The organism is Microvirga terrestris, from assembly GCF_015694425.1.
Taxonomy (GTDB): Bacteria; Pseudomonadota; Alphaproteobacteria; order Rhizobiales; family Beijerinckiaceae; genus Microvirga; species Microvirga terrestris.
Window position 1 is genome coordinate 38,254 of sequence record NZ_JADQDN010000015.1, and the last position, 26,571, is coordinate 64,824.

Here is a 26,571-nt window from a genome sequence, read left to right on the forward strand (position 1 = left end):
GGCTTCCCCACCACCGGATTCATTATCATGTCGACCAGCGTCCAATCCCTTTCCGCCGCCAAGCAGCCCATCCTCGACCAGCCGAAGGCCGGTACGCTGACGGTGAAGTACAGGCCAGACGCCGAGACCGTGTATGAGAATCCGCCGCGGTTCGTGTGGCTTCCAACTCTGGACGAAGGATCCCGGTACGTTCTGAAAGTGACAGAGAGCAGCAGCGTGAATGCCGAGCCCCTCTTCATCTACGAAGATCTGCGCAGAAACTTTTTCACGCCGGATCACGCCTATGCTCCGGGCGAATATTCATGGGCTTATGCCGTCTGGGATCCCGACCAGGGTGCTGCCGCGAGCGCCTGGAGCGAAAGTCGCCGCTTCACCGTGCCGGTGGACCTGAATCCAGTGCCGCTCCCGTCCGGCACAACCCGGGCCAACGCCGCCCCTCAGTCTCATCCGCGCCTCTGGCTCAATCAGGATAAGGCCCGCGCCTTCGCCGCAGCCCTGAAGGATAATCCGGACCAATGCGGTTTCCGGAATTTCTACGAACGCTCCGTCAAGCCATGGATCGACCGGCCGATCATCGCCGAGCCTGCACCCTATCCCAACAACAAGCGGGTCGCGTCTCTGTGGCGGCAGATGTACATCGATTGCCAGGAGGTGATCTACGCCATACGACACCTGGCGATCGCAGGCCGCCTGCTTGAAGATGAGGAGCTTCTCGTACGGGCTAAGGAATGGCTTCTCGCTGTTGCCGATTGGGATGTGCTTGGGCCGACATCACGTGCCTATAACGACGAGGCTGCGTTTCGCGTGGCGAGCGCTCTCGCCTGGGGTTACGATTGGCTTTACGGCTGTCTTGATGCGCAGGAGCGGATGATTGTCCGGTCTGCCCTCCTCGCGAGGACCCGTGAAATCGCCGACCATGTGATCGGCCATGCCCGCATCCACATCTTTCCTTACGATAGCCATGCGGTGCGGGCCCTGTCAGCCGTCCTGACGCCTTGCTGCATTGCTCTGCTGGACGATGAAGATGAGGAGATACGCGAGTGGCTCGACTACACGGTCGAGTATCTGTTCAGCATCTACTCCCCGTGGGGCGCAGAGGATGGTGGCTGGGCGGAGGGCCCGCATTACTGGACCACCGGAATGGCCTATTTGCTGGAAGCGGCCGGACTCATCCGCAATTATTATGGCATTGACGTTCTCCAGCGAACCTTTTTTCAGGCGACCGGCAGCTTCCCCCTCTACACCAAGGCGCCAGGAGTGCGCCGCACCTGCTTCGGGGACGATTCCACTATGGGCGACCCGCCAAGCCTCAAGACCGGCTACAACATGCGCCAGTTCGCCGGAGCGACAGGCAACGGGCATTACCAGTGGTATTTCGAGCAGGTAAGACGCGACGATCCAGGCACCGAGGATCTGTTCTACAACTACGGCTGGTGGGACTTCGCCTTTGAGGATCTACAATACGCCCATGATCTCACGGCAGTCGAAGCCAGACCGCCAACGGATCTCCCGTTGCTGCACGTCTTCGACGACATCGGCTGGGTTGCTCTTCAGAAAGACATGAGCGATCCGACGCGCCACCTCCAGTTCGTCTTCAAGAGCAGTCCCTACGGCTCCCTGAGCCATAGCCACGGTGACCAGAACGCGTTCCTGTTGCGTGCTTTCGGCGAAGATCTCGCCATCCAGGGCGGCTATTACGTGGCGTTCAATTCTTCGATGCATCGCCTCTGGCGCCGCCAGACGCGTTCAAAGAACGCAATCCTGATCGGCGGCAGGGGCCAGTACGCGGAGCGCGACAAGGCCCTGGGCAAAGCAGCCTCAGGCCGGCTTCTCGCCGTCAAGCAGGATGCCACGAGCATCTTCATGAGCGGTGACGCTACCGCCGCCTACCAATCCCTCAACCCCGGAGTGAAGCTGGCGCAACGGGACGTGCATTTCGTGCGCGAGCGCTACTTTGTGATCGTTGATCGGGTTTCGCTCGATGAACCAGAGCCGATCACGTTCCTATTCCACACCGAGAACGAGATGGAGATCGGCGGCCAGACTTTCCGGGTGACCGGCAAGCAGGCAGGCCTCTACGGCCATTTCGTCTTCAGCAGCGCGGGCAAGCCCGTTCTCCGCCAGCACCAGGGCTTTCCGGATGTGGATCCGGCAGAGATCGAAGGCCTTCCGCTGCAATGGCACCTTGCCGCCGAAGTGCCCGCAGCCCGACAGCATAACCTGGTGTCGCTGCTCGTCCCTTACGCCCTGAGTGAGCCGTCACGCGTCCTGCACTTTATCGACGATCAGGGCTTCAGCACGGACCTCTACTTCGTCGACGAGAACGATCAGGAATTCTCGGTGGTGCTGCCAAAGCAGTTCTGAACAAGCAAAGAGCTAAAACGCCTAAGGGAATATGGTAATACTGCGCCGTTTCGTGTTTTGCCTCTTTCCAAGAGTACTTAGCCTCAAAGAAATCGTGTCTCGCTTTTGTTGCGGTGCGAAATATTCTAAGTAACATGTGTCCTCTCAGATTGCAGATTCAGCACTGTGTTGCCCTCAACTTTTCCTTGCTGAGGCTTCCTTCATCTGCATACATTGTGCTCCACAAAACAGAAGAAAGCATACTGCTACCCTAGGGCTTCGGGGGATTCATTGGCCGAATACGATCTGGTTATTCAAGGTGGACGTGTCGCGACCACTGAAGGCGTCTCAATGATGGATGTGGCGCTTCAAGGTGGGGTGATCGCCGCACTCGGGCGGGATCTTCACGGCTCCCGCATCATCGACGCCACAGGAAAGTTCGTTCTCCCTGGCGGCGTGGATGCTCACTGCCATATCGAGCAGCTCTCGGGCGGTGGGTTGATGAATGCCGATACCTTCGCGACGGCAACCCGCTCTGCCGCTTTCGGCGGAACAACGACTGTCATCTCCTTCGCAGCGCAACATCGTGGCGACAGATTACACGAGGTGGTCGAGAATTATTCTCGCCTCGCCGAGGCAGGCGCCATGACGGACTACGCCTTCCATCTCTGGATTTCCGACCCGACATCTGAAACTCTGGAACAGGACCTACCGCGTCTGATCGAAACGGGCCACCGGTCGATCAAGATCTTTATGACCTATGACCGCGTCCGTCTGCTCGATGAACAGATTCTGGACGTGATGATGGTGGCCCGTGAGCACGGTGCCCTGGTCTGCGCTCATGCCGAGAACCATGGCATGATCAAGTGGATGGCCGACCGGCTTGTCTCGCGCGGCTATGTCGAGCCTAAGTTTCACGGCGTGAGCCATCCCCGGGTGTGCGAGATCGAGGCCTTCGAGCGCCTCATCCGCTTCTCCCAATTGCTGGATCAGCCGATCATGCTGTTCCACGTCTCCACGGCCGAGGGCGCATCCGTCATCCGGCGCGCTCGTGGCGAGGGGATCAAGGTGTTCGCCGAAACCTGCCCGCAATATTTGTTCCTGACTGCACATGATTTGGACCGCCAAGGGCTCGAAGGGGCGAAATGGATGTGCAGCCCTCCTCCTCGGACGACGTCCGACCAGGAAGCATTATGGCGGGGACTCGATCTTGGAGACCTTCAGGTCGTTTCCTCCGACCATGCGCCCTACAGATTTGATGGCAGCGGCAAGCTTGCTGCGGGCTCAAACCCCGATTTCAAACAGATTGCGAACGGACTCCCTGGACTCGAAACCCGGCTGCCTCTGCTCTTTGACGCCATGGTAAGCCAGGGACGATCAAGTCTGGAGAAGTTCGTGGAGCTGACGGCCACGGCTCCGGCAAGGATCTACGGTCTTCATCCTCGAAAAGGTGCCATAGCTGTCGGGGCAGATGCGGATATCGCGATCTGGGATCCTGATCGTGAAGTGACGCTCGCAGACGATGGATTGCACGATAATGTCGGCTACAATCCCTTTGCCGGGCGCAAGCTGAAGGGCTGGCCAGAGACCGTCCTGCGTCGTGGCGAGACGCTAGTTTCCGATGGAAGACTTCATGCCTCTCCGGGATCTGGACGACTGCAACTGCGTGAATGTTCGGCTTCTATGCGGCCTACCGGAAAGCTGAGCCCTGAATTCGATCCTGCTACCAATTTCGGTGCGCAGCTTCTGTGATCAAATCTTTCATTCCTTCATCGGCTCGGTAGATCATGACTGGCACAATAACGGTTGTTCGAAATGTAGCTTGGGTCGTTGCGTGGGATGAGAGCATCTCACAGCATGTCTACGTGCAGGATGTCGACGTCGCCTTCTCAAAGGCTGGTATTCTTCATGTGAGCCCAAACTATGAGGGCCACACCGATGAGGAGATTGCCGGCGCAAATCTCATGGTGATGCCGGGTCTCATCAATATCCATTGCCATTCCGGCGATGAGCCGATCGCAAAAGGTTTGTTCGAAGACGTCGGGACCGCCGCACTGTGGGGTAACGCTCTTTATGAATACTCGGCGTTGATTGATTCGGACGCGGATGCCAAGGCCGCGTGCCAGACCGTGATGCTCAGTGATCTGATGCGCAGCGGCGTCACCACTTACCTGGACATCGCGTCGCCAGCGCCGAAATGGCTCTCTCTCGCTGCCGAGAGTGGATTACGATCGTACCTCGCCCCCGGCTTCCGTGAAGCTCAGTGGCGCATGGCCGGCAGTCACCGGCTCGACTTCGAATGGAACACAGGGCAAGGGCGGGAACGCTATGCCGAAGCACTGACCCTTGTGGAGCAGGCCCGCGCTCATCCCAGCGGCCGCATCGATGGCGTGATCGCCCCATCCCAGATCGAGACATGTTCCGAGGAGTTGATTCAAGAAGCGGTCGCGGAAGCTCGAAGTCGGAATATCCGTATCACAATCCATGCGGCCCAGACCATGGCTGAACACGAGGAACTGCTTCGGCGCACCGGAGAGACCGCTCCGGCCATGCTTGAGCGTCTGGGTGTTCTTGGCCCGGACCTAATCCTCGGCCACTGCATCTTTCTCGATCATCATTCCTGGACCCGGCAGCGCAGCCGGGACGACCTTACTCGATTGGCCAGGAGCGGAACTTCAGTCGCGCATTGCCCCGTTACCTTTGCACGAAGCGGCATGACCCTGGAAAGCTTGGGCGCCTATCGTCGCGCCGGCGTCAATGTCGGCATTGGCACAGACAGCTATCCTTTCAACATGCTGGAGGAGTTGCGAGAGGCCCTGATCTGCTCACGTGTTTCCGGCCGCAGCGTCTTCGATCTCGATACAGGCGGCCTGTTTTCTGCCGCTACGACCGGTGGTGCAAAAGCTCTCGGCCGGAGCGATATCGGACGATTGGCACCCGGTGCCAAGGCAGATCTGACCTTTGTTGACCTGAGCCATCCCGCCATGCAGCCGGTCTACGACCCGCTACGAAATCTGATCCATTGCGCAGCAGAACGTGCCATTCGCGACGTCTATGTGGACGGCCAAGCGGTCGTGAAAGACCGTCGCGTGCTCAACCTGGACTACGACGGAGCGGTTCGCGAGTTGCAGGGTGCGCAAAGGCGCGCCTGCCGACGAGCCGAGCAGGACGATCCTCAAGGCCGCTCTCTCGCCACTCTCGCCCCCTACTCCCTGCCGCTCGCCCGCCGAGGATAAGATCATCATGGGTTCGTCAGTCTATGTGATCAATCCGAATTCCTCTCAAAGTGTCACGGCAGAAATCGACAAAGCCGTGTCTCCCCTTAGGAGCGTCGATGGGCCGGGCATCGTGTGCCTATCCCTGACCGAAGGTCCGCCTGGTATCCAATCGCAGCGGGACGTCGACAGCGTCATCATTCCCGTGCTGCGCAAGGCCTCCGAGCTAGAAGACAGTGCAGGCGCCTTTGTCATTGCCTGCTTCTCGGATCCCGGTCTCCATGCACTTCGCGAGCAGAGCCGGCATCGCGTCTTCGGCATCGCCGAGTGCGGCGTGCTCGCAGCACTCACTCTTGGACAGCGATTTGGCGTCATCGCCATCCTGCCGACATCCATTCCAAGGCATCTTCGCTGCTTCGGTGCCATGGGCGTGATGGTCCGCTTTGCAGCCGACTTGCCCATTGGGTTGGGTGTTGCGGAGCTTTCCAATGAGGATCGAGCACTTAGCCGCATGATCGAGATTGGACGCACGTTGAAAGATGCTCATGGCGCTGATGTCCTTGTCATGGGATGCGCCGGCATGGCCAGGTATCGAGCGGCCCTCGAAGCAGCTGTCGGCATTCCTGTGGTCGAACCTACGCAAGCTGCGGTTGCCATGGCGGTCGGTCACGTTCGCCTCTCGCAGGCCTCTGCCGCTTAACGTTATTCCTGTCATCCCACAAACGTGCTTCTGCCTTTGGAGTCTGCTATGCCCAGTGAAGTCGCTAAGACGACCCTTTTCCGGAACTGCGACTGGGTGGTCGCCTGGGATGAGGCAGCTCAATCCCATGTCTACCTTCGCAAGGCAGACTTTGTGATCCACGGCTCCGACATCATCCATGTGGGCGAAGGCTATTCCGGCTCTGTCGATACAGAGATCGATGCCAGCCGCATGATGGTCATCCCCGGCTTCGTGAACGTTCACAGCCACCCCGGTCACGAACCAGGTTGGAAGGGGATGTTGGAGGAGCTCGGCAGCCCACGCCTTGGTCAAAGCTCGCTCTATGAATTCATGCCGGTCTTCCAGATCGGTCCCGAATACACGCGCCCTGCATTGCGTGTCGCTGCATCTGAGCTGTTGAAGAGTGGCGTGACGACCATCTGCGATCTCGGCCGACCCCGTGAGACCTGGGCGGACGAATATGCGGAGACCGGCATCCGCGCCGTGCTTTGGGGAATGTTCCGTTCAGGCCCCTGGAAAACCACGAACGGCCACTCGGTGGAATACGATCTTGATCCCGCGACAGGCGACCGGTTGCTGCGCGAGGCCATCACCATCGCCGACGCTGCCTCGAAGCATCCGAGCGGACGCATCACGGGCTTCATCGGCCCTGCGCAGATCGATACCTGTACAGAGGGACAGATTCGCGACGCGCTCGATGCTGCACGCGAGCGAGGCCAGCCAATCCAGATCCATGCCGCTCAGAGCATTGTGGAATTTCAGGAGATCATGCGGCGCTATGGCTCCACGCCCATCGAATGGCTGGAGAAGATCGGTGCGCTCGGCCCGGACACGATCATCGGCCATTGCATCTTCCTGAACGATCACCCCTGGCTGCACTGGCCGCATGCCAACGACTTCGAGCGCCTGCGCGACAGCGGCGCTCAGGTGGCACACTGTCCAGTGGTCTTCGCCCGGCGTGGCATCGCCCTGAATACCCTGAGCCGCTATGTGAAGGTGGGCATCCGGTGCGGCATCGGCACGGACAGCTTCCCTCACAACATGCTCGATGAGCTCCGCATGGCCTGCTATGCGGGCCGCATTGTTGCCGGCAGCTTCACGGCCTCGACCACGCGCGATGCATTCATGGCGGCGACAGCGGTCGGCGCCGATATGATCCGCCGTCCCGATCTGGGACGCCTTGCGCCGGGACGCAAGGCAGATTTCTCGGTGGTCGACATGAGCAACCCTTATATGCAACCCGATTACGAGCCTATTCGTAGCCTCGTCTACTCGGCAAACGACAGGGCCATCAAAGACGTCTATGTCGACGGTCGGCAGGTCGTCAGAGACGGCGAGGTCCTGGATTTCGATATTGGCGAGGATCTCGAGATGCTGCGCAGGGGGCAGGCGGAAGCCATTGCAGCCGCACCTCAGCGCGACTGGGCCGGACGCGGGCTTGAAGAATTGAGCCCTCGGGTCTTTCCGATCCGCAGTTGATAAAATTTGAACAGGCTATGCAGAATGCAAAAGGCCCCGAGGGATCTCGGGGCCCTTTTTGACTTCACCGGCCTCTTGATGGAGCTGTAGGGATCAACGCGCCACCTCGCCCTGGCGATCAAAGACCACCTCTCCGCCGCGGATCGTGATATCACACCGGGTATCCTGCAGGATTTCCTCTGGCGAAGCCGTGAGGAGGTCACGAGAGAAAACCGCAATATCCGCCGCAAGGCCAGGAACAAGGCGACCCCACTCATGCTCGGCCTTGTTCACATAGGCCCCGAATTCCGTGAAAGCGGTTATCGCCTGTTCGATGGATACCACCTCCCGTTCGTCCATGACGGTTCCATGGGACGTTTTGCGCGTCAGCATCGAGAAGAAGTTCGGGAAAGGATTGATGTCGCAGACCGGAGCGTCGCTTCCGGCAGCAGGCGTGAAGCCGAGATCGATCCAGGTCTTGAGCGGATAAGAGGGCTTTGCCCGCTTCTCGCCGACAACCGAAACATAAAGATCGCCAAAGTCGTAGATGAACACCGGTTGCGGCACCGGCTGAACGCCTAAGCGCTTCATGCGGGCGTTCTGGTCGGCCCTTGCATAGCCTGCATGCTCGATCCTGTGGCGGCGGTCGGGGTCCGGCATGGCCTCGAGCGCAAGCTCGAAGGCATTCAACGTCTGCTCGATGGCAGCATCCCCAATGGCATGAACGGCGAGCTGATAGCCTTTCGCATGATAATCATGCACGAGATCGTTCATCTCGTTGTCGTGCAGAAGCATCAGGCCGGTGGTCCTGGGCTCCCCGACATAGGGCTCTGACATGGCCGCCGTCCGGCCACCGGCGCTGCCGTCGGTGAAGATCTTCACAGGCCCGACACGCAGCATGGAATCACCTGCGCCCGTGATCACGCCATCGGCATAGGCCTGTTCTACGATGCCCCCGGGTCCGCCGAGCAGACACTGGGTCGTCCGCACCGGCAGGCGGCCAAGGCGCTGGGCCGTGCGATAGGCAGCGACCTCGCGGTAGCCTGCTCTCATGCCCACGCCGGCATCCATCACACTGGTAATGCCATAGGACAGGCATGCGCGGCCAGCATCATCGATGGCTTGAACGAGTTCCTGATCCGTCGGCTCCGGCAGCACGGCCTTGAGGCGGTCGCGCCCGGTCTCGGCCAGAAGGCCGGTTAGGCGCCCATCCCGCTGTTCGATGGCACCTCCCTGCGGAACTTGAGTGCTCTCGTCGATGCCTGCAAGTTGAAGTGCTTTAGAGTTGCAGATCGTCACATGGCCGCAGGCTCTTACGATTGCCACGGGATGATCGGGTGCCACAGCATCGAGCTCCTCGCGGAGAGGATGGCGCCTTACATCAAGCTCGAACTGGTCATAGCCGCGCCCCTGAATCCATTGGCCCGGAGGCGTCACTGCGGCGCGTTGCCTAACTCTTTCGAGCAAGGCGGCAAGGGTCGGCGCGGAAGAAGCACGCACATCCACATGGCCCATGATCACCCCATAGGGGAGAAGATGCATATGGGAGTCGCACAACCCTGGCGTTGCAAGACGGCCCGCAAGATCGATAACCTGCGTCGACGGACCGATAAGAGTCTCAATGTCGGAGGCGGATCCTGTTGCCAGGACCTGTCCGGCCCAGAGGGCGATCGCTTCGGTCACCGGTTGTGAAATGCCGCAATAGATGCGGCCGTTCGTGAGGACGATGTCGGCTTTGGGCAGGATGGGCATGGGCCACTCGCGCAGCAAGGAGCAGTTGCAGCGTCCGCTGCGGATGAAGATCGACGAGTTTGCATACCTTTTAGTCAGCTGCAAGCTCTCAGGGGCTTTACTGTGGGAAAATCTGCCCTTGAAACTGTAGTTGTTTCGGGTCTAGCTTGATGCGTTAGCGACCAGATAAGGCGCAGGGAAAGAGGGAGTGAAATGATACATTCAAAATCCGTGGCCCGTTGGCTTGCGATGGGCCTCATTGCCGGCGTCACTGCCGTCTCAGCAGCACCGGCATCCGCCCAATCGACGCTCGATACGGTCAAGAAGCGCGGCAAGATCCTGTGCGGCGTGTCGCCGGTCGCTCCCGGCTTCTCGTATGCCGACGACAAGGGTGTCCGGCGCGGCTTCGACGTCGACATCTGCCGCGCGGTATCGGCTGCTGTCTTCGCCGACCCTGAGAAGGTCGAATATGTTCCGCTGAATACCAATGTCCGCTTCCAGGCGGTTCAGTCGGGCGAGGTAGACATCCTGTCCCGCCAGAACACCTGGAGCTTCACGCGTGATGCATCCCTCGGCCTCGATTTCGGCCCGGTGGTGTTCTACGATGGCCAGGGCCTGATGGCGCCGGCCAAACTCAACGTGAAGAGCGCGAGCGAACTCTCCGATGCAGCGATCTGCCTGTTGCCCGGCACTACGACGCTCCAGAACCTTGAAGACTTCTTCCGCCCCAAGAACATCAAATATGAATCCGTGGTGTTCGAGAACTCCGATGAGTGGCGGAATGCATTCTTCAATGGCCGCTGCGATGCTATTACGACTGACCGCTCGGACCTGGCTTCCGTTCGCGCCATCGCCAACGATCCGTCACAATATGTAGTTCTGCCCGAGACCATCTCGAAAGAGCCTCTCGCTCCGACGATTCGTCAGAACGATCCGAATTGGCGCGATATCCTCAACTGGTCGGTTTATGCTCTCATCGGCGCGGAAGAGAAGGGTGTTACCCAGGCCAATGTGGACGAGTTCCTCAAGAGCGAGGATCCCGAGGTTCAGCGCATGCTCGGCGTGAACGGGGATTTCGGCAAGATGCTCGGCCTCGACAATAAATGGGCCTACAACATCATTAAATCCGTCGGTAACTACGCCGAAGTCTTCGATCGCAACCTCGGCCCGAAAACCCGCCTGGGCCTGACACGCGGCCCGAACGAGCTCTGGACCAAGGGCGGCCTGCTCTACGCACCGCCATTCCGGTAACCTGAGATCAACGGGCGGCCTTTGTCCGCCCGTTTCACCCTCGGCCGAATCCGGAAAGGATCATCATGAGCTTTGATGCGTCGAGCGGGACGAGCCTCCTTTATAATCTTCGCTTTCGGGCCATCCTCTACCAGGTGCTCGCGGTTGGCGGAATCGTCCTTGTCGGACTTTATCTGTTCTCGAACGTATCGCAGAAGCTGGCGGAGCAGAACATTGCTACAGGCTTCGGCTATCTGAGCCGTGAGGCCGGCTTCGTCATCAGCCAGTCTTTGATCGACTACAAGCCAACCAACACCTATGGCCGCGCCATTCTCGTCGGCATCGTCAACACGGTATGGGTTTCGATCTGGAGCGTCGCCCTCGCCACGATCATCGGCCTTTTCGTCGGCATCGCGCGTCTTTCTCGCAATCCGCTGCTTGCTTTCCTTGCCTTCCTTTATGTCGAAGCGCTACGCAATGTGCCGCTCCTGCTCTATCTCTTTCTCTGGTATGCTCTGATCGTCACGAGCCTTCCGGCAGTGCGCGAGGCATGGGAGATTCTGCCTCATGTTTTCCTGAGCAACAGCGGCCTGACTGTGCCTTCCATGATATGGACGAGCGCCCATACTATCATTCTCCTGGCATTGATTCTGGGGGGAGTGCTCGCCGTTCTGGTGCAACGCCGAGCAACGGCCGAGCGCATCAGAACGGGTCAGGTGCGGATGACCTGGCCTCTGGTTGCGCTGGCTCTTCTCGTCCCACCCATTCTCGCAGCCCTATTCGCTCAACCCGATCTGACGCTCAGCATCCCGGAGAAAGGGCGCTTTCGTTTGACGGGAGGCTCTCAGCTTACCCCGGAATTTACTGCTCTTCTTGTAGGGCTCGCCCTTTCTGCTTCGGCCGGCATCGCCGAGATCGTGCGAAGTGGAATTTTGTCGGTGCGCAAAGGCCAGTGGGAGGCAGCTCGTGCATTGGGACTGAGGGATGGGTCGACCATGCGGCTTATTGTTCTGCCGCAGGCGCTTCGCGTCATCATTCCGCCGCTCACCAGCAGCTATTTGAGCCTGTTCAAGAATTCATCGCTTGCGATCGCCATCGGCTATCCCGATCTCGTCATGGTGTCGAACACGACTATGAACCAGACCGGGCAGGCGATTGAGGGCATCGCGATCTTCATGCTGGTCTATCTCGGACTGTCGATCATGATTTCCCTGTTCATGAACTGGTACAACAGCCGCGTTGCGCTGAAGGAGCGCTAGGCCATGACGACTGCGACCGACATCGCCGAGGCACAACTGAAGATGCCGGCTTTGCGCGAGCCAAGCGTGGAGCGCCGCTTATTTCATCGCACGCTCAAGCCGCTCTTCGGAACACCCGTCAATGCCATCGTCACATTGGCTTGCTTGTGGATCGTGTGGCTTGGCATCAAAGGCGCATACGGCTGGCTCGTGACCCGAGCCGTCACGGAAGGAGGAGCCCAAGCCTGCAAAGTGGGGCATGGCGCCTGCTGGCCTTTCTATGAGGCCAAGCTTCGCTTCATGATCTTCGGCGTCTATCCCTATGACGAGCATTGGCGTGTCGCGCTCGCCATGATCCTGTTCTTGGGCGCCATCGGAATCACGATGATTCCGCGCTTCTGGAACAGAAATCTCCTCGTTCTCTGGGGCGTGACGATCGTCGCAACGGCAACCCTGATCTGGGGCGGCGTCTTTGATCTTTCCTATGTGCCGACGACTCAATGGAGCGGCTTGCCCCTTTCCTTCCTCCTCTCGGCGGTCGGACTTGCCTTCGGCTTTCCTCTGGGCGTCGTTTTGGCCCTGGCGCGGTCGTCGAAGCTGCCCGCCATTCGCGTCATTGCCATCGTGTTCATTGAGGTGATTCGCGGCGTACCCCTCATCAGCATCCTGTTCATGGCATCCGTCATGCTACCCCTCTTCATGCCGAGTGGCATCACGGTGGACAAGTTGCTGCGGGCACAGATCGCAATCATCATCTTCGCGGCTGCTTATATCGCAGAGGCAGTGCGTGGTGGCTTGCAGGCGATCCCAAGGGGGCAGCACGAGGCTTCCAGTGCGATGGGCCTGCATTACTGGCAATCCATGCGCCTCGTTGTTCTGCCGCAGGCCCTGAAGATCGCCATCCCGCCGCTGGTGAACATCTCCATCGGCTTCTTTCAGGACACGACGCTCGTCACGATCATCGGCCTTCTGGATTTTCTCTCCACCGTTCGAACGGCAATGACGGATCCGAACTGGGTGGGCATCGCCGTCATGGAGGGCTACGTCTTCGCGGCCGTCGTATTCCTGGTGTTTTCCTACGGAATGGGTGCCTACAGCCGGTTCCTGGAGCGCCGCATGCGGCTTGGATACGACTAGCTCACAGCAGAATATCCGTCAGGCGGCGCGCGCCGCCTGACGTTCTTTGGCGAGGTCCATGGCTTGATAGGTCCAGTAGGTGAGTTGCGCTGCAGCAAGTCCGAAGGGACCGCCGTTCCAGACAAGCCCGAAGGGTTCGTAGAGGCGGTACCGGTCGCTTGCACCCAGAATGCCTTCCGCGATTACCCGCCCCCCAATGGCGGTCGTGTTCATGCCGCGTCCGCCGAATCCGAAAACGTACCAGACACCCGGCTGAAGTTGCCCGATGAGCGGCATCAGGTGCCGCGCATAGGCCATAAGACCCGACCACGCCGTCTCCACGCGCACGCCCTTGAGCTGGGGATAGGTAGAGATCATCGTCTTCTGCATCATGTCCGCGAGACGGCGAGGCTCGGTGGTGCGCGTCGTGATCCGACCTCCCCAGAGAAGCCGCGATCCTTCGTCAACGAGGCGGTAGTAATCGCCTGCACGCCGGTTGTCGCTGATCGCCATTGGCGTGCGCACCGCCTCGGCAATCCTCTCCGGCGCCGCTTCCGTCAGAAGCACGTAAGTTGCTATCGGCAGAATGCTGCGGCGCAGGCGTGGCATCAGATCGTCCGTATAGCCGCCGCCTGCCAGGATAACATCGCGCGCCTTGATTTCACCGCGCGCCGTCCTGATGACCTTTTCCGCCCCCTCGACATCGCAACTGACAACCCGGGATCCCTCGAAGATCTTTCCGTTTAGGGCCTCGATGGCCTTCGCCAGGGATCGGGCATAGTTGAGTGGATGAAAGTGAAAGGAAGCGGGATCGTAGAGCGCCTGATAGTATTTCGGCGAACGCAAAACATCTCTGACGGCTTCGGTCGTCATCACCTGGAGGTCGTAATCGAATTCCCTCTTCATCATTTCGCATTGGCGGGCAAGACCGTCGGGGTCATGATATCGGAGCACGCTCATCTTGCCGTAGACGCGCTTGTTATCGGTCATTCCAAGACCGTCGATATTCCCTTCGACGATGCTTACACCCTCGATCGAGAGCCGGTGCAATGCTTTCGCCCTCTCTGGTCCGACCATGCGTGTGATATTGGCGTGACTGGTTGCGTAGCCCGGGCCGACAAATCCTCCATTGCGCCCCGATGCCCCCCACCCAATCCGCTCTGCCTCCAGAACCACGACCGAACGGCCTGCCCGTGCCAGATCGAGAGCTGCTGTTAGGCCTGCGAGTCCACCCCCGACAATCGCGACGTCGGCCTTCACGGTCCCCTCGAGAGAGGAGCGTTGTGAAACATCCGTAAGGGTGCGGGCGTAGTAGGTATCTCCATAACCGGTCATCAAAAGCCCTCGTTCCTTGTGATCTCCGCGAAGACTAGTCCATCTTAGGAAAAAGTGGATCGCTTTTCCGCGTAGGAGGATACAAAATTCAAGAGATTTGTAGGCTAGGTGGCTTCTCTGCGTTGGCCAAACTTCTATCGGCCAGGAATGCACAAAGCTCGGGAGCCATTGGGAAGCATCTTTATCCAATGAGAACGCGCGAACGGAGAACAGATCCTGCGCGTCAACGGAGGATGACATGAGGACTGCTTTACGGCCCGCGGCGTCCTCCATGACGATGCAGAGGCGGAAGATGTGGTCCAGGAGACCTATGTTCGCGCTTTTACCCACCTGGACAGCTTCCGTGGTCAGGCGCAGCTATCCACTTGGCTCACACGCATTGCGGCCAATGAAGCCCTGGGGCGGCTTCGACGGCGGCGCATCACCCTCGGCTTGAAGGACATCGATGCCATCAACGACCAGGGAGCGGCCCGCGTGATCTATCTGCCGTCGGCACGCCAGGACGGTGATCCGGAAACGTCTGCCGCCCAAGCCGAGGTACGGCGTCTGCTCGAACGCGCTGTAGACCAGGTGCCGGAGCAGTTTCGTATGGTTTTCATGCTGCGTGACATCAAGGAGATGAGCGTCGAGGAGACCGCTTCGCATCTGGGGCTTCGCCCCGAGACGGTAAAGACGCGGCTTCATCGCGCAAGGTGGCTTTTGCGCCAATCCCTCGACAGAACCCTGTCGTCGGCGATCAGCGATGTCCTCCCCTGCGCCGGCGCCCGCTGCTTCCGGATCACGCAGACCGTGTTGGAGCGTCTCGGCTTGCCGGAATGTCCGCAAGGATGACCATCTCACCCCCAAGAGATCGAAACCATCCACAAGAGCGACTGGGCGTCCAGACGTCGTTACCGGCGCCTCGGCAGTCGCCATTGCTCAATGCGGCTGGTTCGTTGCATTGCCGGCACATTGCCGAAATGGCTGTTACGATGCCACCTGTTTTACAATCAGCGGTGGCGAAGAGCCGCGGCAATAGCTGGGTTCGGGTAGTCTTTTTTACCTGATGCGGGTGATCACCTTAATCTAGCGTCCATGTGGGCTTGGCTTCTGGATGGCACCAGGATCCCAGTAGTGGCAGGGCTGTCGGCAGGCGTGCAAAGGCGCAGTCGCAAGACGAATTCTGCTTCGAGATCGAGCTTCGCCGGAACTGCGGCACAAGCGGCTAAGATCTGTCAGAACCTTGCCCGAGCTCATCCGTTTTCCTTGCGAACGTCGCAGGTCGCCTTGCTCAAAGGAGATACACATGACGAGGATGAAGCTTTCGGCAGGCCTTGCCGCAACCGCCCTGTTGGCGGGTTCGGCCTTGGCACAGACGACGGCTCCCACACAATCTGCCGGGCCCGGCCAAGTGATGACGCAGATGCCGCGGGACCTCATGCGCGGCTCGCAGCTGATGGGCATCGACGTTTATGAAGCCGACAACCAGAAGATCGGCGACATTGACGAGGTTATGGTGGACCGCCAGGGCAAGATCCACGGCCTCGTGGTGGGCGTGGGCGGCTTCCTGGGCATCGGCCAGAAGGATGTGGCTATCCCGTTCGATCAGGTGCAGTGGATGTCGAACCAGGAGGTTCAGGCCTCAGCCAACACCGGCCCGCGCAGCACGAATACGGCCGATACGACCGTGCCGAGAACCGCTACCGGCGGGGCGGGGCAGCCGGCCACCACAGGCAGCACGGCTGCAGGCACCATCGGCTCTCCCGGAGCGGCCGGAACCTTGGGTGGAGCAGGAACAGGTGGTGGGCCAGCCGGAGCCGCGACGACAGCATCGGGAGGCGACTCCAACACCCCTGCCCGCGCCATAGTGAAAATGACCAAGTCCGACCTGCAGAGTGCACCCGACTTCCGCTACAGCACGGATGCGAACCGTGCCGGCGCGACGGGCAACACCAACCCGCCTCCGCAGAGCGTGAACACCCCTGGCAACACGGCGCCGAACGCGCCTCGACAGTAGACCTGGAGTGGGTCTGAACAGGTGGGATTGGCAGCATCGCCAATCCCGTCCGATGAATCGATCACAGTGGTCGGCCAGCGCCTCTCCGTTCAGGCCGCCTGCTTATTGGCCGACCCGATCTGAACGGCGATCGTGCAGCACATTCCTGGGCGGTCGAACCGGACGTCCAATTCGCCTGCGAGTTCCTGGATGATCGTCTGCCGAAGCAGTCGGGATCCAAATCCAGCCTTGGGGTGCCCTTCCAGCAGGGGGCCGTTCATTTCACGCCACTCAATGGTGAGAATGGCCTCGTCACCGGGTTGATCGGTCTCCCAGTCCACCTGCACCTGACCGGACGCCAGGGACAGAGCGCCGTGCTTGACGGCATTGGTGGCAAGCTCATGGAATGCCATGCCCAGCACCACGGCTGATTTCGGGGAAAGCTGCACCTCCGGGCCATGGAGCCGGATGCGCGAGGGAGCCGTTGCATAGGGCTGGAGCTCCGTTTCCAGGATCGCCCTGAGGGAAGCTCCTTCCCAGTGTGTTTCGTTAAGAAGGTTGTGCGTGCGCGATAGCGCCAGCAGGCGCTCCTGGAAACGCTGCTGCGCCACCTGCGGCGGTACGCCCGGACGGGCAGCCTGCCAAGCCAGCGACTGGACCGTGGCAAGCGTGTTCTTCACCCGGTGGTTCAGCTCGTCGATGAGAAGCCTCTGGCGCCGGTCGGCTTCCCGGCGTTCCGTGATGTCCTCGACCACGCGCACGGCGTAGAGGAACTCTCCCCCGGCATCTCGGACCGCGGTGCTGGTCACCCGGGCCCAGCCGCCGCTGCCATTCTTGCGATGGAACTTACTGTCGGTCGTATAGGTGTCGAACTCACCCGCTACCTGCCGCCTGAACAGGTCCAGATCCTGCTCGAGGGTCGAGGAATCGGCCGCGTGGCCGAAATGCAGTCCGATCAGCTCCTCACGGGTGTGGCCGGTCAGTCTGCAGCGAGCCTCATTGACGGAGACGAACCGTCCGTCCCTGTCCACCTCGGCAATGCCCACTGCCGCATTATTCTGAGTAGCCCACAGGCGGGCCTCGCTTTGAGCCAGCGCGGTTTCACGACTGCGCAGCTCTGCCGAGGCGCCTCGCAGGGCCTCGCCCACCCGATCAATTTCCATCAGTCCGGTCGATTGTGCAGCAATCGGCTCACCGCGACCAAGGCGTTGCGCCAGTCTGACCAATTCCTCTACGGGAGCGGCGATGCGCTTCCCGAATCCACGGGCAAGGAGGAAGGAGAGCACGAGCAAACCCATCCCCAGCCCGAACATGGTCCATAAGGAGCGGCGCAGGGGAGCTTGGACGATCTCGGCGGGAACCCCCACGAATGTCGTCCAGTTCGACAGCTCGGAACGCGAATAGGCCCCGAGAACCTCGGTGCCCTCGAGATTACGCCCTTCCCAAATACCCCCATCCTCCTGGGCTGCTTTCAGGAACTCGTCAGGCGCCGGTGTTCCGACGAAGTTTTCGTGCCGGCGGGACCGAGCCACCACGCGGTTTGCACTGTCGATGATCGTGGCGACCCATTGGTCGGGAAGGCCTTCTGCCTGCAGAACCTCTGCGATCCGCCGGGGCTCGACCGCCATGGACAGCACATGGGTGACCATGTCGTCCGTGATGACAGGAACTCTGACGCTGATGATCGGTCGGCCAGCCGTTGCTCCGGTGAACAGATCCTGGACCACGGGACGCTTTGTTGCAATCACCTGCTGGTCGACCGGGAGGTTTGCTCCCTTCGGCAGGGGCGAGCCCCAGGGCAGGCGCGTATTGGCGACCTGCTGGCCCGTGATGTCCCGGACCACAATGGCATAATCGTTCGTCTTCTCCCGCGACCAGGATTGGAGGGTCATCTGGGCTTGTCGCTGGAACGCCTCGAAATCGCCCTCGAAAAGGGTCGAAGAGGTTGCAAGGGCCTGAGCGGCGGATTGAATCCCGACAAGCTCCCGGTCGACAGAGGCCATGATTCGCTGGGCCGTGCCGAGGGTCTCCTCCTCGTAGCGACTTCGCTCGGCGGCAGCGTAACGCCACAACAGGACAGCCACGAATAACAGGCCGGGGAGCACAAGGATGGTGCCGAACGCCATCAAACACTGGCGAATGGTGTAGCTTCGCGATGAGACCATGCGAGCTAAATACCGCTTCTCCGATGCAAGTCGAGAGACTAGCCTGAGATCCTGAAAATCTTGGCAACAGGAGACCATGCCGCGCTTCTCGGCCAATCTCGGTTTTCTCTTCTCGGACCGCCCCGATATCCAGAGGGTTGCCGCCGCGGCTGCCTGCGGCTTCAAGGCGGTCGAGATGCACTGGCCCTACCATGTGCCCGCGCTCGATATGCGTGAGGCGCTGGCAGCCCACAACCTGACCATGCTCGGCTTGAACATGCCGGTCGGGGACACCCCGGCCGATCTCGGCTTAGGCGCAATACCGGGCCGGGAAAGCGCGTTCCAGCATGCTCTGGATCAAGCCCTGTCCTATGGCAGCACGATCCAGGCTTCGGCGATCCACTGCCTTGCCGGGATCGTCTCTTCGGACAATCTTGCGTCGGCCGAGCGCATCTTCATCGCCAATCTGCAGATGGCAGCCGACAGGGCCGGCCAAGTGGGCATGACGATCCTGATCGAGCCGATGAACCATCGCGACAGGCCGGGATACTTTCTCCGCTATGTGGAGCAGGCCGCCGCCATCGTCGGACAGGCCGGGCGTCGCAACATCAAGCTGATGTTCGACTGCTACCACGTGCAGATCACGCAGGGCGATCTGATCACGCGGCTGAGAACCCACCTTGACCTTATCGGCCATGTGCAGATCGCCGCGGTCCCGAGTCGCATGGAGCCGGACGAGGGCGAGGTGAGCTACCGGGAGATCTTCCGAACCCTCGACAACCTCGGCTACCAGGGCTGGGTCGGGGCCGAGTACAAGCCGCGGGGGCGCACCGAAGACGGATTGGGTTGGCTTTCTGAACTGTCCGGAAAGCCGTGAGAATACCCTTCCTCAGGCGCCCGCTGCGACGAAGTCGTCACGCATCGGCGTGAAAACATCGAGGAGAACGCCAGCTTCGATGGCAACCGCCCCATGGACGGCATTCGGCGGAACGAGGAAGCTGTCCCCTTGCCGCAACCGCTCGGTCCGACCGTCGATGGTAACATCGAAGACACCCTGCTCGACGAGACTGCACTGGACATGCGGATGCGAATGAGCGGTGCCGATAGCTCCCGCTTCAAACGCCACGCGCACCATCATCACGCCGGAGTTATAGGTCAGCACCTTGCGGCGGATCCCTTCGCCTGCCGCTTCCCAAGCGATGTCACGGTCGAAAGCGAAGGCCAAACCTTTGCGAGTCATGATCGTCTCCGAAATGAGTTACCGGGCCAGCCATCCGCCGTCGACGGGCAGAACGATGCCATGGATGTAGTTCGCCGCAGGCGAGGCCAGGAAGACCGCAGCGCCACCGAGGTCCCCTGGGTCGCCCCAGCGGCCCGCCGGGATCCGTCCGAGGATTTCGCTGCTGCGCTTCGGATCGCTGCGCAGAGCCTCGGTGTTGTTGGTGACGAAATAGCCCGGCGCGATGGCGTTGACGTTGATGCCCTTCGACGCCCATTCGCAGGCCAGCAGCCGCGTGAGGCCTGCAAGCCCACTCTTGCTCGCCGTGTAGGAGGGAATGCGGATCCCGCCCTGGAACGACAGGAGCGAGGCGATGTTGATGATCTTGCCGCCGCGCTCATCGGCTATCATCGTCCGCGCCACCGCCTGAGACAGGAAGAAGGTGGATTTCAGGTTGACGTTCATCACGTCGTCCCAGTCCTTCTCCGTGAATTCAATCGCATCGGCGCGCCGGATGATGCCGGCATTGTTGACCAGGATGTCGATCCGTCCGGTCAGAGTGACGGCCTCCGTAACAATCCGCTCGATCGGCTCGAGGGAGGACAGGTCCGCCTGCACGCTGTGGAACGCGGCGCCCGCCTCGCGGCACAGGCGCTCCGTCTCGTCCATGTTTGAACGGCCGACCGCCACGATGGATGACCCGGCCTGGGCCAGCGCCACCGCAATGCCCTGACCGAGGCCCGTACTGGCCCCGGTGACAAGAGCGGTCATGCCCGTCAGATCGAAGGAGAACGTCATCACCATGTCCTCAGCGCAGGGCGTCCATGGGCACCATGTCCATGTCGGTGAAGTCCTGGTTGTCACCGCCCATGGCCCATACGAAGGTGTAATTGCTGGTGCCGACGCCGGAATGGATCGACCAGCCTGGGGAGAGGATCGCCTGCTCGTTCGACACCACGAGATGCTTGGTCTCGTCGGGTTCGCCCATGAAGTGGAACACGCGCGTGTCGGGCTGCATGTCGAAATAGACATAGACCTCGGAGCGGCGGTCGTGGAGGTGGGCCGGCATGGTGTTCCACATGCTGCCCGGCTTGAGCTGCGTCATGCCGAGAACGAGCTGGGCCGAGCGGCAGACCTCCGGATGGATCATCTGGAAGATCGTGCGGACATTGCCGTTCGCCGCATCGCCGAGATCCACCCGGCGGGCGCGATCCAGGCCGATCTTCACCGTCTCGAAGCGCGCGTGGGCCGGGGTGCTGACGAGGTAGAACTTCGCTGGATTGGCGGCATCAAGGCTCTCGAAGCGAACGTCCTTCGTGCCCATGGCGATGTAGAGCGCATCGCGGGGTGCAAGATCGTGGACTGTCCCGTCCGTATGAACACGCCCGGCACCGCCGAGATTCACAACGCCGAGTTCGCGCCGGTCGAGGAAGTTGGGGGAGCCGATCTGCTTGTGCGATTCCAGCTTGATGGCTCCGGAGGTCGGAGTGGCACCGCCGACCACCAGACGGTCGATATGGCTGTAGGTCAGCTTCACCTCGCCCGGGACGAAGAGCGTCTCGATCAGGAAGTGCCGGCGCAGTTCGGCCGAGCTGAAATGTCGAACGGCTTCAGGATGGCATACCTGCCGAATTTCGATGGTCATGATTGCCTCTTTGAGTAAATGGATCAGCGGAACAAGGCCGGCAGCCAGAGCGACAGCCCAGGGATATAGGTGACGAGGAGCAGCACGAAGACGCTTGCGCCCAGGAACGGCCAAATGGTCTTCATGGCTTCGCCGATAGTGATCTTCCCCACTGCGCAGCCGACGAACAGAACCGATCCGACCGGCGGCGTGTTGAGCCCGATGCCGGCGTTGAGAATCAGGATCACGCCGAAATGTACGGGATCGATGCCGAAGGCCTTGATCACCGGCAGGAAGATCGGCGTGCAGATGATGATCATAGGGGCCATGTCCATGAAGGTGCCGAGCACCAGCAGGATGACGTTGATGAGGAGCAGGACGACGATCGGGTTGTCCGACAAGGTCTTCATCAGGGCGATCGTCGCCTGCGGCACCTGCAGGAAGGCCATGAGCCAGCCAAAGGCGCTGGCGGTTCCGATGACGAGGAGAACCATCGCGGTGGTGCGCACGGCCCCGAGGGTCGCCTCGACAAAGTTTTCCCAGTTCATCTCGCGATAGACGAAGAGCGTCACAAGCAGGGCATATACCACCGCGATGCACGAGCTCTCCGTTGCGGTAAAGACACCTGAGCGCACGCCACCGAAGATGATGAAGATCAGCAGGATGCCCGGCACGGCGGAGACGAAGAAGTAGGCCAGCAACCGAAAACCGGGGAACGGATCGGCCGGGTAGCCGCGGCGGACGGCCACGACATAGGCCGTGATCATCAGGGCGGCCGCCAGGAGGAATCCGGGAAGGACGCCGGCAGTGAAGAGATCCGCCACCGAGATCGTACCACCGGCTGCAATCGAGTAGATGATCATATTGTGCGAGGGCGGGATCAGAAGCGCGATGATCGCGGCATTCACCGTCACGTTGACGCTGTAATCCTTGGCGTATCCGCGCTTCTCCATCTGCGGGATCATGATGCCACCGATAGCAGACGCGTCCGCGATGGCCGAACCGGAGATGCCGCCGAAGAGGGTCGACGCCACCACATTGACCTGACCGAGTCCGCCGCGCAGGTGGCCGACGAAGCCGGCGGCAAGACGGATCAGGCGATCAGCGATGCCGCCGCGCATCATGAGGTCGCCGGCATAGATGAAGAACGGAATCGCCATCATGGCAAAGGCGTTCATGCCGGAATTGATCTGCTGGAACACCACGACGGGTGGCAGTCCCATGTAGAGAATGGTCGCGAGCGAAGCGATGCCGAGGCAGAACGCAACCGGCGTACCGATGAGAAGCAGCAGCGTAAAGACGCCGAACAGAACCCACATCTCCATGGCGTCAATCCTTCACGGCAACAAGATGAGGCTCGTCCACGCGCACCAGCGGCATGTCCTCTCCCAGGGAGAGAAGGCGAACGAATTTTTCCAATGAGAAAAGGGCGATCAGCGCTCCGCCTACGGCGAGAGGAACATAGTCGAAACCTTGAGGGATCGGCAGGCCAGGCATGGCCGCCGACCATGTCTCCACGGCAAGCTCAGTGCCGTACCACGACATGGCTGCACCGAAGGCGATCACCAGAACTTCGGTGATGGCGAGCATGAGGCGGCGCACGCCCTGAGGTGCATAGTGGAGACCAATCTCGAAGCCGAGATGATTGCCCTCCCGCACCCCGACGGCAGAGCCGAGAAGAATGAACCAGCTCATCAACAGGAGGGAGGCCGGCTCGGTCCAGCTCGGGGACTGGTTCAGCACATATCGTCCGAACACCTGCCATCCGACGAAGACCGTCATCAAAATGAGCCCGGCCCCGGAAATCCAAAGCGCCGCACGGTTGATGGCAGCAAGAATTCGGGACAGCGCGGCAAGACCATCGCGCATCGATCAAAATCTCCAGCGGAAAAAGGGGCCGGCCGGAGCCGGCCCAGGTTGGTTCGGGAGGACCGAACTCAGTTCATCGCCTGGATGCGGGAGACGAGGTCTTTCACCTTCGCGTCCTTGGCATACTTCTCGTAGACGGGCTTCATTGCGTCGATGAAGGGCTGCTTGTCCACGTCGTTGATCTGGCTGCCGCTCGCCCGGATCTTCTTCTCGGCGTCCTTCTCGCGGGCTTCCCAGAGCTCACGCATCTTCACCACGGATTCCTTGGCGGTTTCGCGCACCGCCTTCTGGTCCTCGGGCGATAGCTTGTCGAAGCTCTTCTTCGACATGACCAGTACTTCCGGCGACATGGAATGCTGGGTCAGGGAGTAATACTTCGCCACCTCGAAATGCCGGAAGGAATCGTAGCTCGGCCAGTTGTTCTCGGCCCCGTCGACCACGCCCGTCTGGAGCGCCGAATAGACCTCTCCCGGAGGCATTGGGGTCGCGTTGGCTCCGAGCGCGTTGACCATGTCGAGGAAGAGGTCGGACTGGATCACCCGAACCTTCATGCCTTTCAGATCGGCCGGCGTGTTGATGGCACGCTTGGAGTTGTAGAAGGACCGGGCGCCCGAGTCGTAGAAGGCCAGCGCCACGAGACCGTGAGGCTCGAAGGCCTTCAGGATCTGATCGCCGATCGGCCCGTCCATGGTCTTGCGCATATGGTCGACGGACCGGAAGATGAAGGGCAGGCCAGGCACCAAGGTCTCAGGGATGAGGTTGTTGAAGGGACCCATATTGATCCGGTTCAGGTCGATGACGCCGAAGCGGGTCTGCTCTATGGTGTCCTTTTCCTGACCCAGCTGGGCGGAGTGGAAGACCTGCACCTTGTACCGGCCGTTGGTCTTCTTCTCCAGCAGGGAGCCGAAATGCTTGACTGCCTCGACCGTTGGGTATCCATCCGGGTGGATGTCAGCCGAGCGCAGCGTGGTCTGGGCGCTGGCCGTACCGCTCAGCAGCGCGGCGCACAGACCAAGCGCAGCAGTGGCGAATGCTCTTTTCGTCAACATCGTCTTCCTCCTTGGGCGTCCTCTGATGATTTCTTGTTTTCAGACCCGGCCTTCCACCGGATCGTCACCCGCCCAAAGGCCCTCAAGTCCTTGGAACGGAGCCAAAAGCTGTCTAGTGCAGCCCTCTGGTCGACGATTGTATGGTAGTATACACTGATATATGACGCAACTCGCCAAAAGAATGAGATCCGCTTTGAACAGTCCCTTCTCCACCGGCCAAGGCTCCGCAGCCCAGCGCATCGAAAGCGAGTTGCGTCGGCTGATCATTGCCCTGGAACTGCCGCCCGGCAGCCGGCTCTCCGAGCAGGACATCGCCGAGCGCCACGGCGTTTCCCGCCAGCCCGTCCGCGAGGCGCTCATCGGCCTGGCCCGAACACGGCTCGTGGAAATCCAGCCCCAGCGGGGCACGACGGTGGTGAAGATCTCGGTGCGGAAGATGATGGAGTCGCGCTTCGTCCGGGAGGCCATCGAGACGGCAGTCGTGCGCCGGGCCTGCTCGTCGTTCGACACGCAGAGCCGGGAAAGGATCGACGATCTTCTGGAGCTTCAGGAGCAGGCGGCCCGCCGGGACGATCACGCAGCCTTCCAGCGCTATGACGAACTGTTCCACATCGCCCTTGCGGAGGGAGCCGGCTGCCCTCTCGCCTGGGAGGCGGTTCAGGACATCAAGGCGCATATGGACCGGGTGTGCCAGTTGACCCTCCCCGGCCCGGAGGCGATGCTGCCCCTGATCGACCAGCACCGTGCCATCATGGCGGCGATCGATGCCCGGGACGAGGATGCGGCCGCAGACGCGATGCGCCGCCATCTCACGGAGATCCTGCGGGCTTTGCCGCGGGTGGAATCGGAGCACCCGGAACTCTTCAGCGCTTAGAATGAATCGATAGAACTCGTTCACATGCCCATGCGGCCGAGACAGGTGTGGACTAGCTAATCGGGCCGGACGACGTCCTGCGAATCTCCAGGATCGGCAAGCGCCCATCATCAAGGTCTTGAAGCTGCCTCCTCACCAACTGACGAGGATCTGACCTCCAGGTGGGAACGCAACCGGCTTCTGTGCTTTCCCAAGGCAGCTACTCAATTGGTGGATCTCCCATGTCCGACACGCCAAAGCCCTCTGACCAGCCGCCCGATGTCCCGGGTCCGTTGCCGGAACTTCCCTCGTTGGATCCTTTCGAACCCTTGGAAGAGGACGCCCCCGCCGACGCGCCGTCCCCTCCAGTGGAGGTGCCCATCGTGCAGCCAGGCACCCAATGAGATGGCTTCGGCAGGGCGGATCCCACGAAGGCTCCATCCTGCCGTGCAACTTTCAGGACCAGTGCATCCGCGATGCGTCGACTTGGAGATCGTCGATGGTCTGAACGTGGTCTGCAACCGGCTGATCGAGAGTGGTCATGGGCTGAGACATATCCGAGGATTGATCGCTGTCGATCTGCTCCGTCCACGAGGCAGTCGCTGCGTGATTCATCTCGGCTCCCTCATCGGCCATCAGGAGGATGATGTCCGACCCGGCGCTGTTCTGTGTCGGCTCTGTGCCATTGGAGACAAAGCCCTGCCCTTCCGGTGCCACAGGATGTGCCTCGTCAACCACCACGTCCACGGATTGCCGCGTTGCGGCGGCACCGTCGCTGTCGGACAGTACGACTCCGATGCTGCGGGTGCCGGGTGCTAGTCCCGATTGATCGTCGCCCTCAAGCATCAACGACTGCAGCACGGCGGCATAGGTCGCAGGCGAGGCATGGCCGCTGAGGGTCAGCGTGCCCGTCTCGCCGGCATAGGCGCCTCCCACGAGCTCGATGCCGGTGGTGCCGATCATCGTGCGCCCGTTCTCGCTGTGCAGGGTGAAGCCCTCAAGATCGAGCCTGTCGCCGGGCTGCGCACCGGAGAGCGTGATGACGGCGCCGCCAAGTTGCGTGCTGTCGATATCCTGTGCATGCGCAATGCCGATGGCTTCTGCTTGGTGGACACCAGATTGCACATGTTCCGCGGCGGTCAGATTGAGCTCGGGCGCATCGTTCACCGGATCGATTGTCACCGTAAACGATTGGCTCCTTGTCGCGGAGCCTCCGGAATTCGTCTCGGTGCTTGTAACCTGAAGTGTCAGGCTCAATGTACCATTCCAGTCCGCCGGAGGCGTCAATTTCAGACCCTGCAGGTCCCCGGCTGGCACCCGCCACTCGCCCCCAGCACGCCCGGTGCCTGCCGACAGCGTGAAGCCGTCCGGAATACCGAGAATACTGACGTGGAGGAGTTCGGACCCGTCGGTGTCAGTGAGGGCGGCGGTGAGGTCGAGCGGGATGGCGC

21 protein-coding genes and 1 pseudogene are annotated in these 26,571 nt (G+C 60.8%); 12 read left to right on the forward strand and 10 right to left on the reverse strand.

Annotation, left to right across the window (positions count from 1 at the left end):
* Positions 1-27: 27 nt before the first annotated feature.
* The 5 genes from I2H36_RS18620 to I2H36_RS18640 all read left to right on the forward strand — a co-directional run bounded on the left by I2H36_RS18620 (position 28) and on the right by I2H36_RS18640 (position 7,758).
* Positions 28-2,364 carry a DUF4962 domain-containing protein gene (locus I2H36_RS18620; RefSeq protein WP_196265398.1) on the forward strand — a complete coding sequence of 779 codons (2,337 nt, stop codon included), beginning with the start codon at positions 28-30 and terminating at the stop codon, positions 2,362-2,364.
* 330 nt (positions 2,365-2,694) lie between these two features.
* A complete protein-coding gene (hydA, locus tag I2H36_RS18625) occupies positions 2,695-4,095 on the forward strand; it encodes a dihydropyrimidinase (protein WP_246718906.1) in 1,401 nt (466 codons plus the stop codon).
* Between the two features lie 212 nt (positions 4,096-4,307).
* Positions 4,308-5,579 (forward strand): amidohydrolase family protein, encoded by a 1,272-nt coding sequence (locus I2H36_RS18630; RefSeq protein WP_246718907.1) that lies wholly within the window; start codon positions 4,308-4,310, stop codon positions 5,577-5,579.
* 7 nt (positions 5,580-5,586) lie between these two features.
* Entirely contained in the window at positions 5,587-6,258 is a 672-nt protein-coding gene (locus tag I2H36_RS18635; RefSeq protein ID WP_196265401.1) for an aspartate/glutamate racemase family protein, read from the forward strand.
* Between the two features lie 48 nt (positions 6,259-6,306).
* The gene (locus I2H36_RS18640) at positions 6,307-7,758 is read left to right on the forward strand and encodes an amidohydrolase family protein (protein WP_196265402.1); all 1,452 of its coding nucleotides are present in this window, start codon (positions 6,307-6,309) and stop codon (positions 7,756-7,758) included.
* Between the two features lie 93 nt (positions 7,759-7,851).
* Here the strand turns inward: I2H36_RS18640 and I2H36_RS18645 are convergent, their stop codons facing one another.
* Entirely contained in the window at positions 7,852-9,489 is a 1,638-nt protein-coding gene (locus I2H36_RS18645) for an amidohydrolase (protein ID WP_196265403.1), read from the reverse strand.
* 192 nt (positions 9,490-9,681) lie between these two features.
* Between I2H36_RS18645 and I2H36_RS18650 the strand changes: the two genes are divergently transcribed.
* The 3 genes from I2H36_RS18650 (at position 9,682) to I2H36_RS18660 (ending at position 13,073) form a co-directional block, all read left to right on the forward strand.
* Entirely contained in the window at positions 9,682-10,719 is a 1,038-nt protein-coding gene (locus I2H36_RS18650; protein WP_196265404.1) for an amino acid ABC transporter substrate-binding protein, read from the forward strand.
* Between the two features lie 65 nt (positions 10,720-10,784).
* A complete protein-coding gene (locus tag I2H36_RS18655) occupies positions 10,785-11,957 on the forward strand; it encodes an amino acid ABC transporter permease (RefSeq protein WP_196265405.1) in 1,173 nt (390 codons plus the stop codon).
* Between the two features lie 3 nt (positions 11,958-11,960).
* A complete protein-coding gene (locus I2H36_RS18660; RefSeq protein ID WP_196265406.1) occupies positions 11,961-13,073 on the forward strand; it encodes an amino acid ABC transporter permease in 1,113 nt (370 codons plus the stop codon).
* Between the two features lie 18 nt (positions 13,074-13,091).
* Here the strand turns inward: I2H36_RS18660 and I2H36_RS18665 are convergent, their stop codons facing one another.
* A complete protein-coding gene (locus I2H36_RS18665; RefSeq protein ID WP_196265407.1) occupies positions 13,092-14,387 on the reverse strand; it encodes an NAD(P)/FAD-dependent oxidoreductase in 1,296 nt (431 codons plus the stop codon).
* A 264-nt stretch (positions 14,388-14,651) separates the two neighbouring features.
* Between I2H36_RS18665 and I2H36_RS18670 the strand changes: the two are divergent.
* Both I2H36_RS18670 and I2H36_RS18675 read left to right on the forward strand, forming a co-directional pair.
* Positions 14,652-15,218 (forward strand): annotated as a pseudogene (locus tag I2H36_RS18670) (RNA polymerase sigma factor); the annotation flags it as partial.
* A gap of 454 nt (positions 15,219-15,672) precedes the next feature.
* Positions 15,673-16,383, forward strand: a complete 711-nt coding sequence (locus tag I2H36_RS18675; RefSeq protein ID WP_196265409.1) for a PRC-barrel domain-containing protein — start codon at positions 15,673-15,675, stop codon at positions 16,381-16,383.
* A gap of 89 nt (positions 16,384-16,472) precedes the next feature.
* On the opposite strand, the gene I2H36_RS18680 is transcribed toward I2H36_RS18675, so the two are convergent.
* Positions 16,473-18,488, reverse strand: coding sequence for a sensor histidine kinase (locus I2H36_RS18680; protein WP_210331143.1), 2,016 nt, complete (start codon positions 18,486-18,488; stop codon positions 16,473-16,475).
* 115 nt (positions 18,489-18,603) lie between these two features.
* Here I2H36_RS18680 and I2H36_RS18685 point away from each other — a divergent pair, with 115 nt between their 5' ends.
* Entirely contained in the window at positions 18,604-19,383 is a 780-nt protein-coding gene (locus tag I2H36_RS18685) for a hydroxypyruvate isomerase family protein (protein ID WP_196265411.1), read from the forward strand.
* A 12-nt stretch (positions 19,384-19,395) separates the two neighbouring features.
* Here I2H36_RS18685 and I2H36_RS18690 read toward each other — a convergent pair whose 3' ends face one another.
* The 6 genes from I2H36_RS18690 to I2H36_RS18715 all read right to left on the reverse strand — a co-directional run bounded on the left by I2H36_RS18690 (position 19,396) and on the right by I2H36_RS18715 (position 24,267).
* A complete protein-coding gene (locus I2H36_RS18690; protein ID WP_196265412.1) occupies positions 19,396-19,746 on the reverse strand; it encodes a cupin domain-containing protein in 351 nt (116 codons plus the stop codon).
* Between the two features lie 18 nt (positions 19,747-19,764).
* On the reverse strand, positions 19,765-20,523 hold the full coding sequence (kduD, locus tag I2H36_RS18695; protein ID WP_196265413.1) for a 2-dehydro-3-deoxy-D-gluconate 5-dehydrogenase KduD: 759 nt from the start codon (positions 20,521-20,523) through the stop codon (positions 19,765-19,767).
* A 10-nt stretch (positions 20,524-20,533) separates the two neighbouring features.
* Positions 20,534-21,370: a 5-dehydro-4-deoxy-D-glucuronate isomerase gene (gene kduI, locus I2H36_RS18700; RefSeq protein ID WP_196265414.1), complete on the reverse strand. Its 837-nt coding sequence runs from the start codon at positions 21,368-21,370 to the stop codon at positions 20,534-20,536.
* Positions 21,371-21,393: 23 nt separating this feature from the next.
* Positions 21,394-22,674 carry a TRAP transporter large permease gene (locus I2H36_RS18705; protein ID WP_196265415.1) on the reverse strand — a complete coding sequence of 427 codons (1,281 nt, stop codon included), beginning with the start codon at positions 22,672-22,674 and terminating at the stop codon, positions 21,394-21,396.
* A gap of 4 nt (positions 22,675-22,678) precedes the next feature.
* Positions 22,679-23,218 (reverse strand): TRAP transporter small permease, encoded by a 540-nt coding sequence (locus tag I2H36_RS18710; protein WP_196265416.1) that lies wholly within the window; start codon positions 23,216-23,218, stop codon positions 22,679-22,681.
* A gap of 68 nt (positions 23,219-23,286) precedes the next feature.
* A complete protein-coding gene (locus tag I2H36_RS18715) occupies positions 23,287-24,267 on the reverse strand; it encodes a TRAP transporter substrate-binding protein (RefSeq protein WP_196265417.1) in 981 nt (326 codons plus the stop codon).
* A gap of 181 nt (positions 24,268-24,448) precedes the next feature.
* Here I2H36_RS18715 and I2H36_RS18720 point away from each other — a divergent pair, with 181 nt between their 5' ends.
* A complete protein-coding gene (locus tag I2H36_RS18720; RefSeq protein WP_196265418.1) occupies positions 24,449-25,141 on the forward strand; it encodes a GntR family transcriptional regulator in 693 nt (230 codons plus the stop codon).
* 435 nt (positions 25,142-25,576) lie between these two features.
* Here I2H36_RS18720 and I2H36_RS18725 read toward each other — a convergent pair.
* Positions 25,577-26,571: hypothetical protein (locus tag I2H36_RS18725; RefSeq protein WP_196265419.1), on the reverse strand; the 995-nt coding region annotated here is incomplete at its 5' end.

Bases quoted from the DNA above. Each gene is read 5' to 3' on its own strand.
- I2H36_RS18685 (WP_196265411.1), top strand. From the start codon at position 18,604: ATGCCGCGCTTCTCGGCCAATCTCGGTTTTCTCTTCTCGGACCGCCCC.
- I2H36_RS18620 (WP_196265398.1), top strand. From the start codon at position 28: ATGTCGACCAGCGTCCAATCCCTTTCCGCCGCCAAGCAGCCCATCCTC.
- I2H36_RS18705 (WP_196265415.1), bottom strand. From the start codon at position 22,674: ATGGAGATGTGGGTTCTGTTCGGCGTCTTTACGCTGCTGCTTCTCATC.
- I2H36_RS18720 (WP_196265418.1), top strand. From the start codon at position 24,449: ATGAGATCCGCTTTGAACAGTCCCTTCTCCACCGGCCAAGGCTCCGCA.
- I2H36_RS18665 (WP_196265407.1), bottom strand. From the start codon at position 14,387: ATGACCGGTTATGGAGATACCTACTACGCCCGCACCCTTACGGATGTT.
- I2H36_RS18655 (WP_196265405.1), top strand. From the start codon at position 10,785: ATGAGCTTTGATGCGTCGAGCGGGACGAGCCTCCTTTATAATCTTCGC.
- I2H36_RS18645 (WP_196265403.1), bottom strand. From the start codon at position 9,489: ATGCCCATCCTGCCCAAAGCCGACATCGTCCTCACGAACGGCCGCATC.
- hydA (WP_246718906.1), top strand. From the start codon at position 2,695: ATGATGGATGTGGCGCTTCAAGGTGGGGTGATCGCCGCACTCGGGCGG.
- I2H36_RS18710 (WP_196265416.1), bottom strand. From the start codon at position 23,218: ATGCGCGATGGTCTTGCCGCGCTGTCCCGAATTCTTGCTGCCATCAAC.
- I2H36_RS18660 (WP_196265406.1), top strand. From the start codon at position 11,961: ATGACGACTGCGACCGACATCGCCGAGGCACAACTGAAGATGCCGGCT.
- I2H36_RS18690 (WP_196265412.1), bottom strand. From the start codon at position 19,746: ATGACTCGCAAAGGTTTGGCCTTCGCTTTCGACCGTGACATCGCTTGG.
- kduI (WP_196265414.1), bottom strand. From the start codon at position 21,370: ATGACCATCGAAATTCGGCAGGTATGCCATCCTGAAGCCGTTCGACAT.
- I2H36_RS18680 (WP_210331143.1), bottom strand. From the start codon at position 18,488: ATGGCGTTCGGCACCATCCTTGTGCTCCCCGGCCTGTTATTCGTGGCT.
- I2H36_RS18650 (WP_196265404.1), top strand. From the start codon at position 9,682: ATGATACATTCAAAATCCGTGGCCCGTTGGCTTGCGATGGGCCTCATT.
- I2H36_RS18635 (WP_196265401.1), top strand. From the start codon at position 5,587: ATGGGTTCGTCAGTCTATGTGATCAATCCGAATTCCTCTCAAAGTGTC.
- I2H36_RS18675 (WP_196265409.1), top strand. From the start codon at position 15,673: ATGACGAGGATGAAGCTTTCGGCAGGCCTTGCCGCAACCGCCCTGTTG.
- kduD (WP_196265413.1), bottom strand. From the start codon at position 20,523: ATGACGTTCTCCTTCGATCTGACGGGCATGACCGCTCTTGTCACCGGG.
- I2H36_RS18630 (WP_246718907.1), top strand. From the start codon at position 4,308: ATGGTGATGCCGGGTCTCATCAATATCCATTGCCATTCCGGCGATGAG.
- I2H36_RS18640 (WP_196265402.1), top strand. From the start codon at position 6,307: ATGCCCAGTGAAGTCGCTAAGACGACCCTTTTCCGGAACTGCGACTGG.
- I2H36_RS18715 (WP_196265417.1), bottom strand. From the start codon at position 24,267: ATGTTGACGAAAAGAGCATTCGCCACTGCTGCGCTTGGTCTGTGCGCC.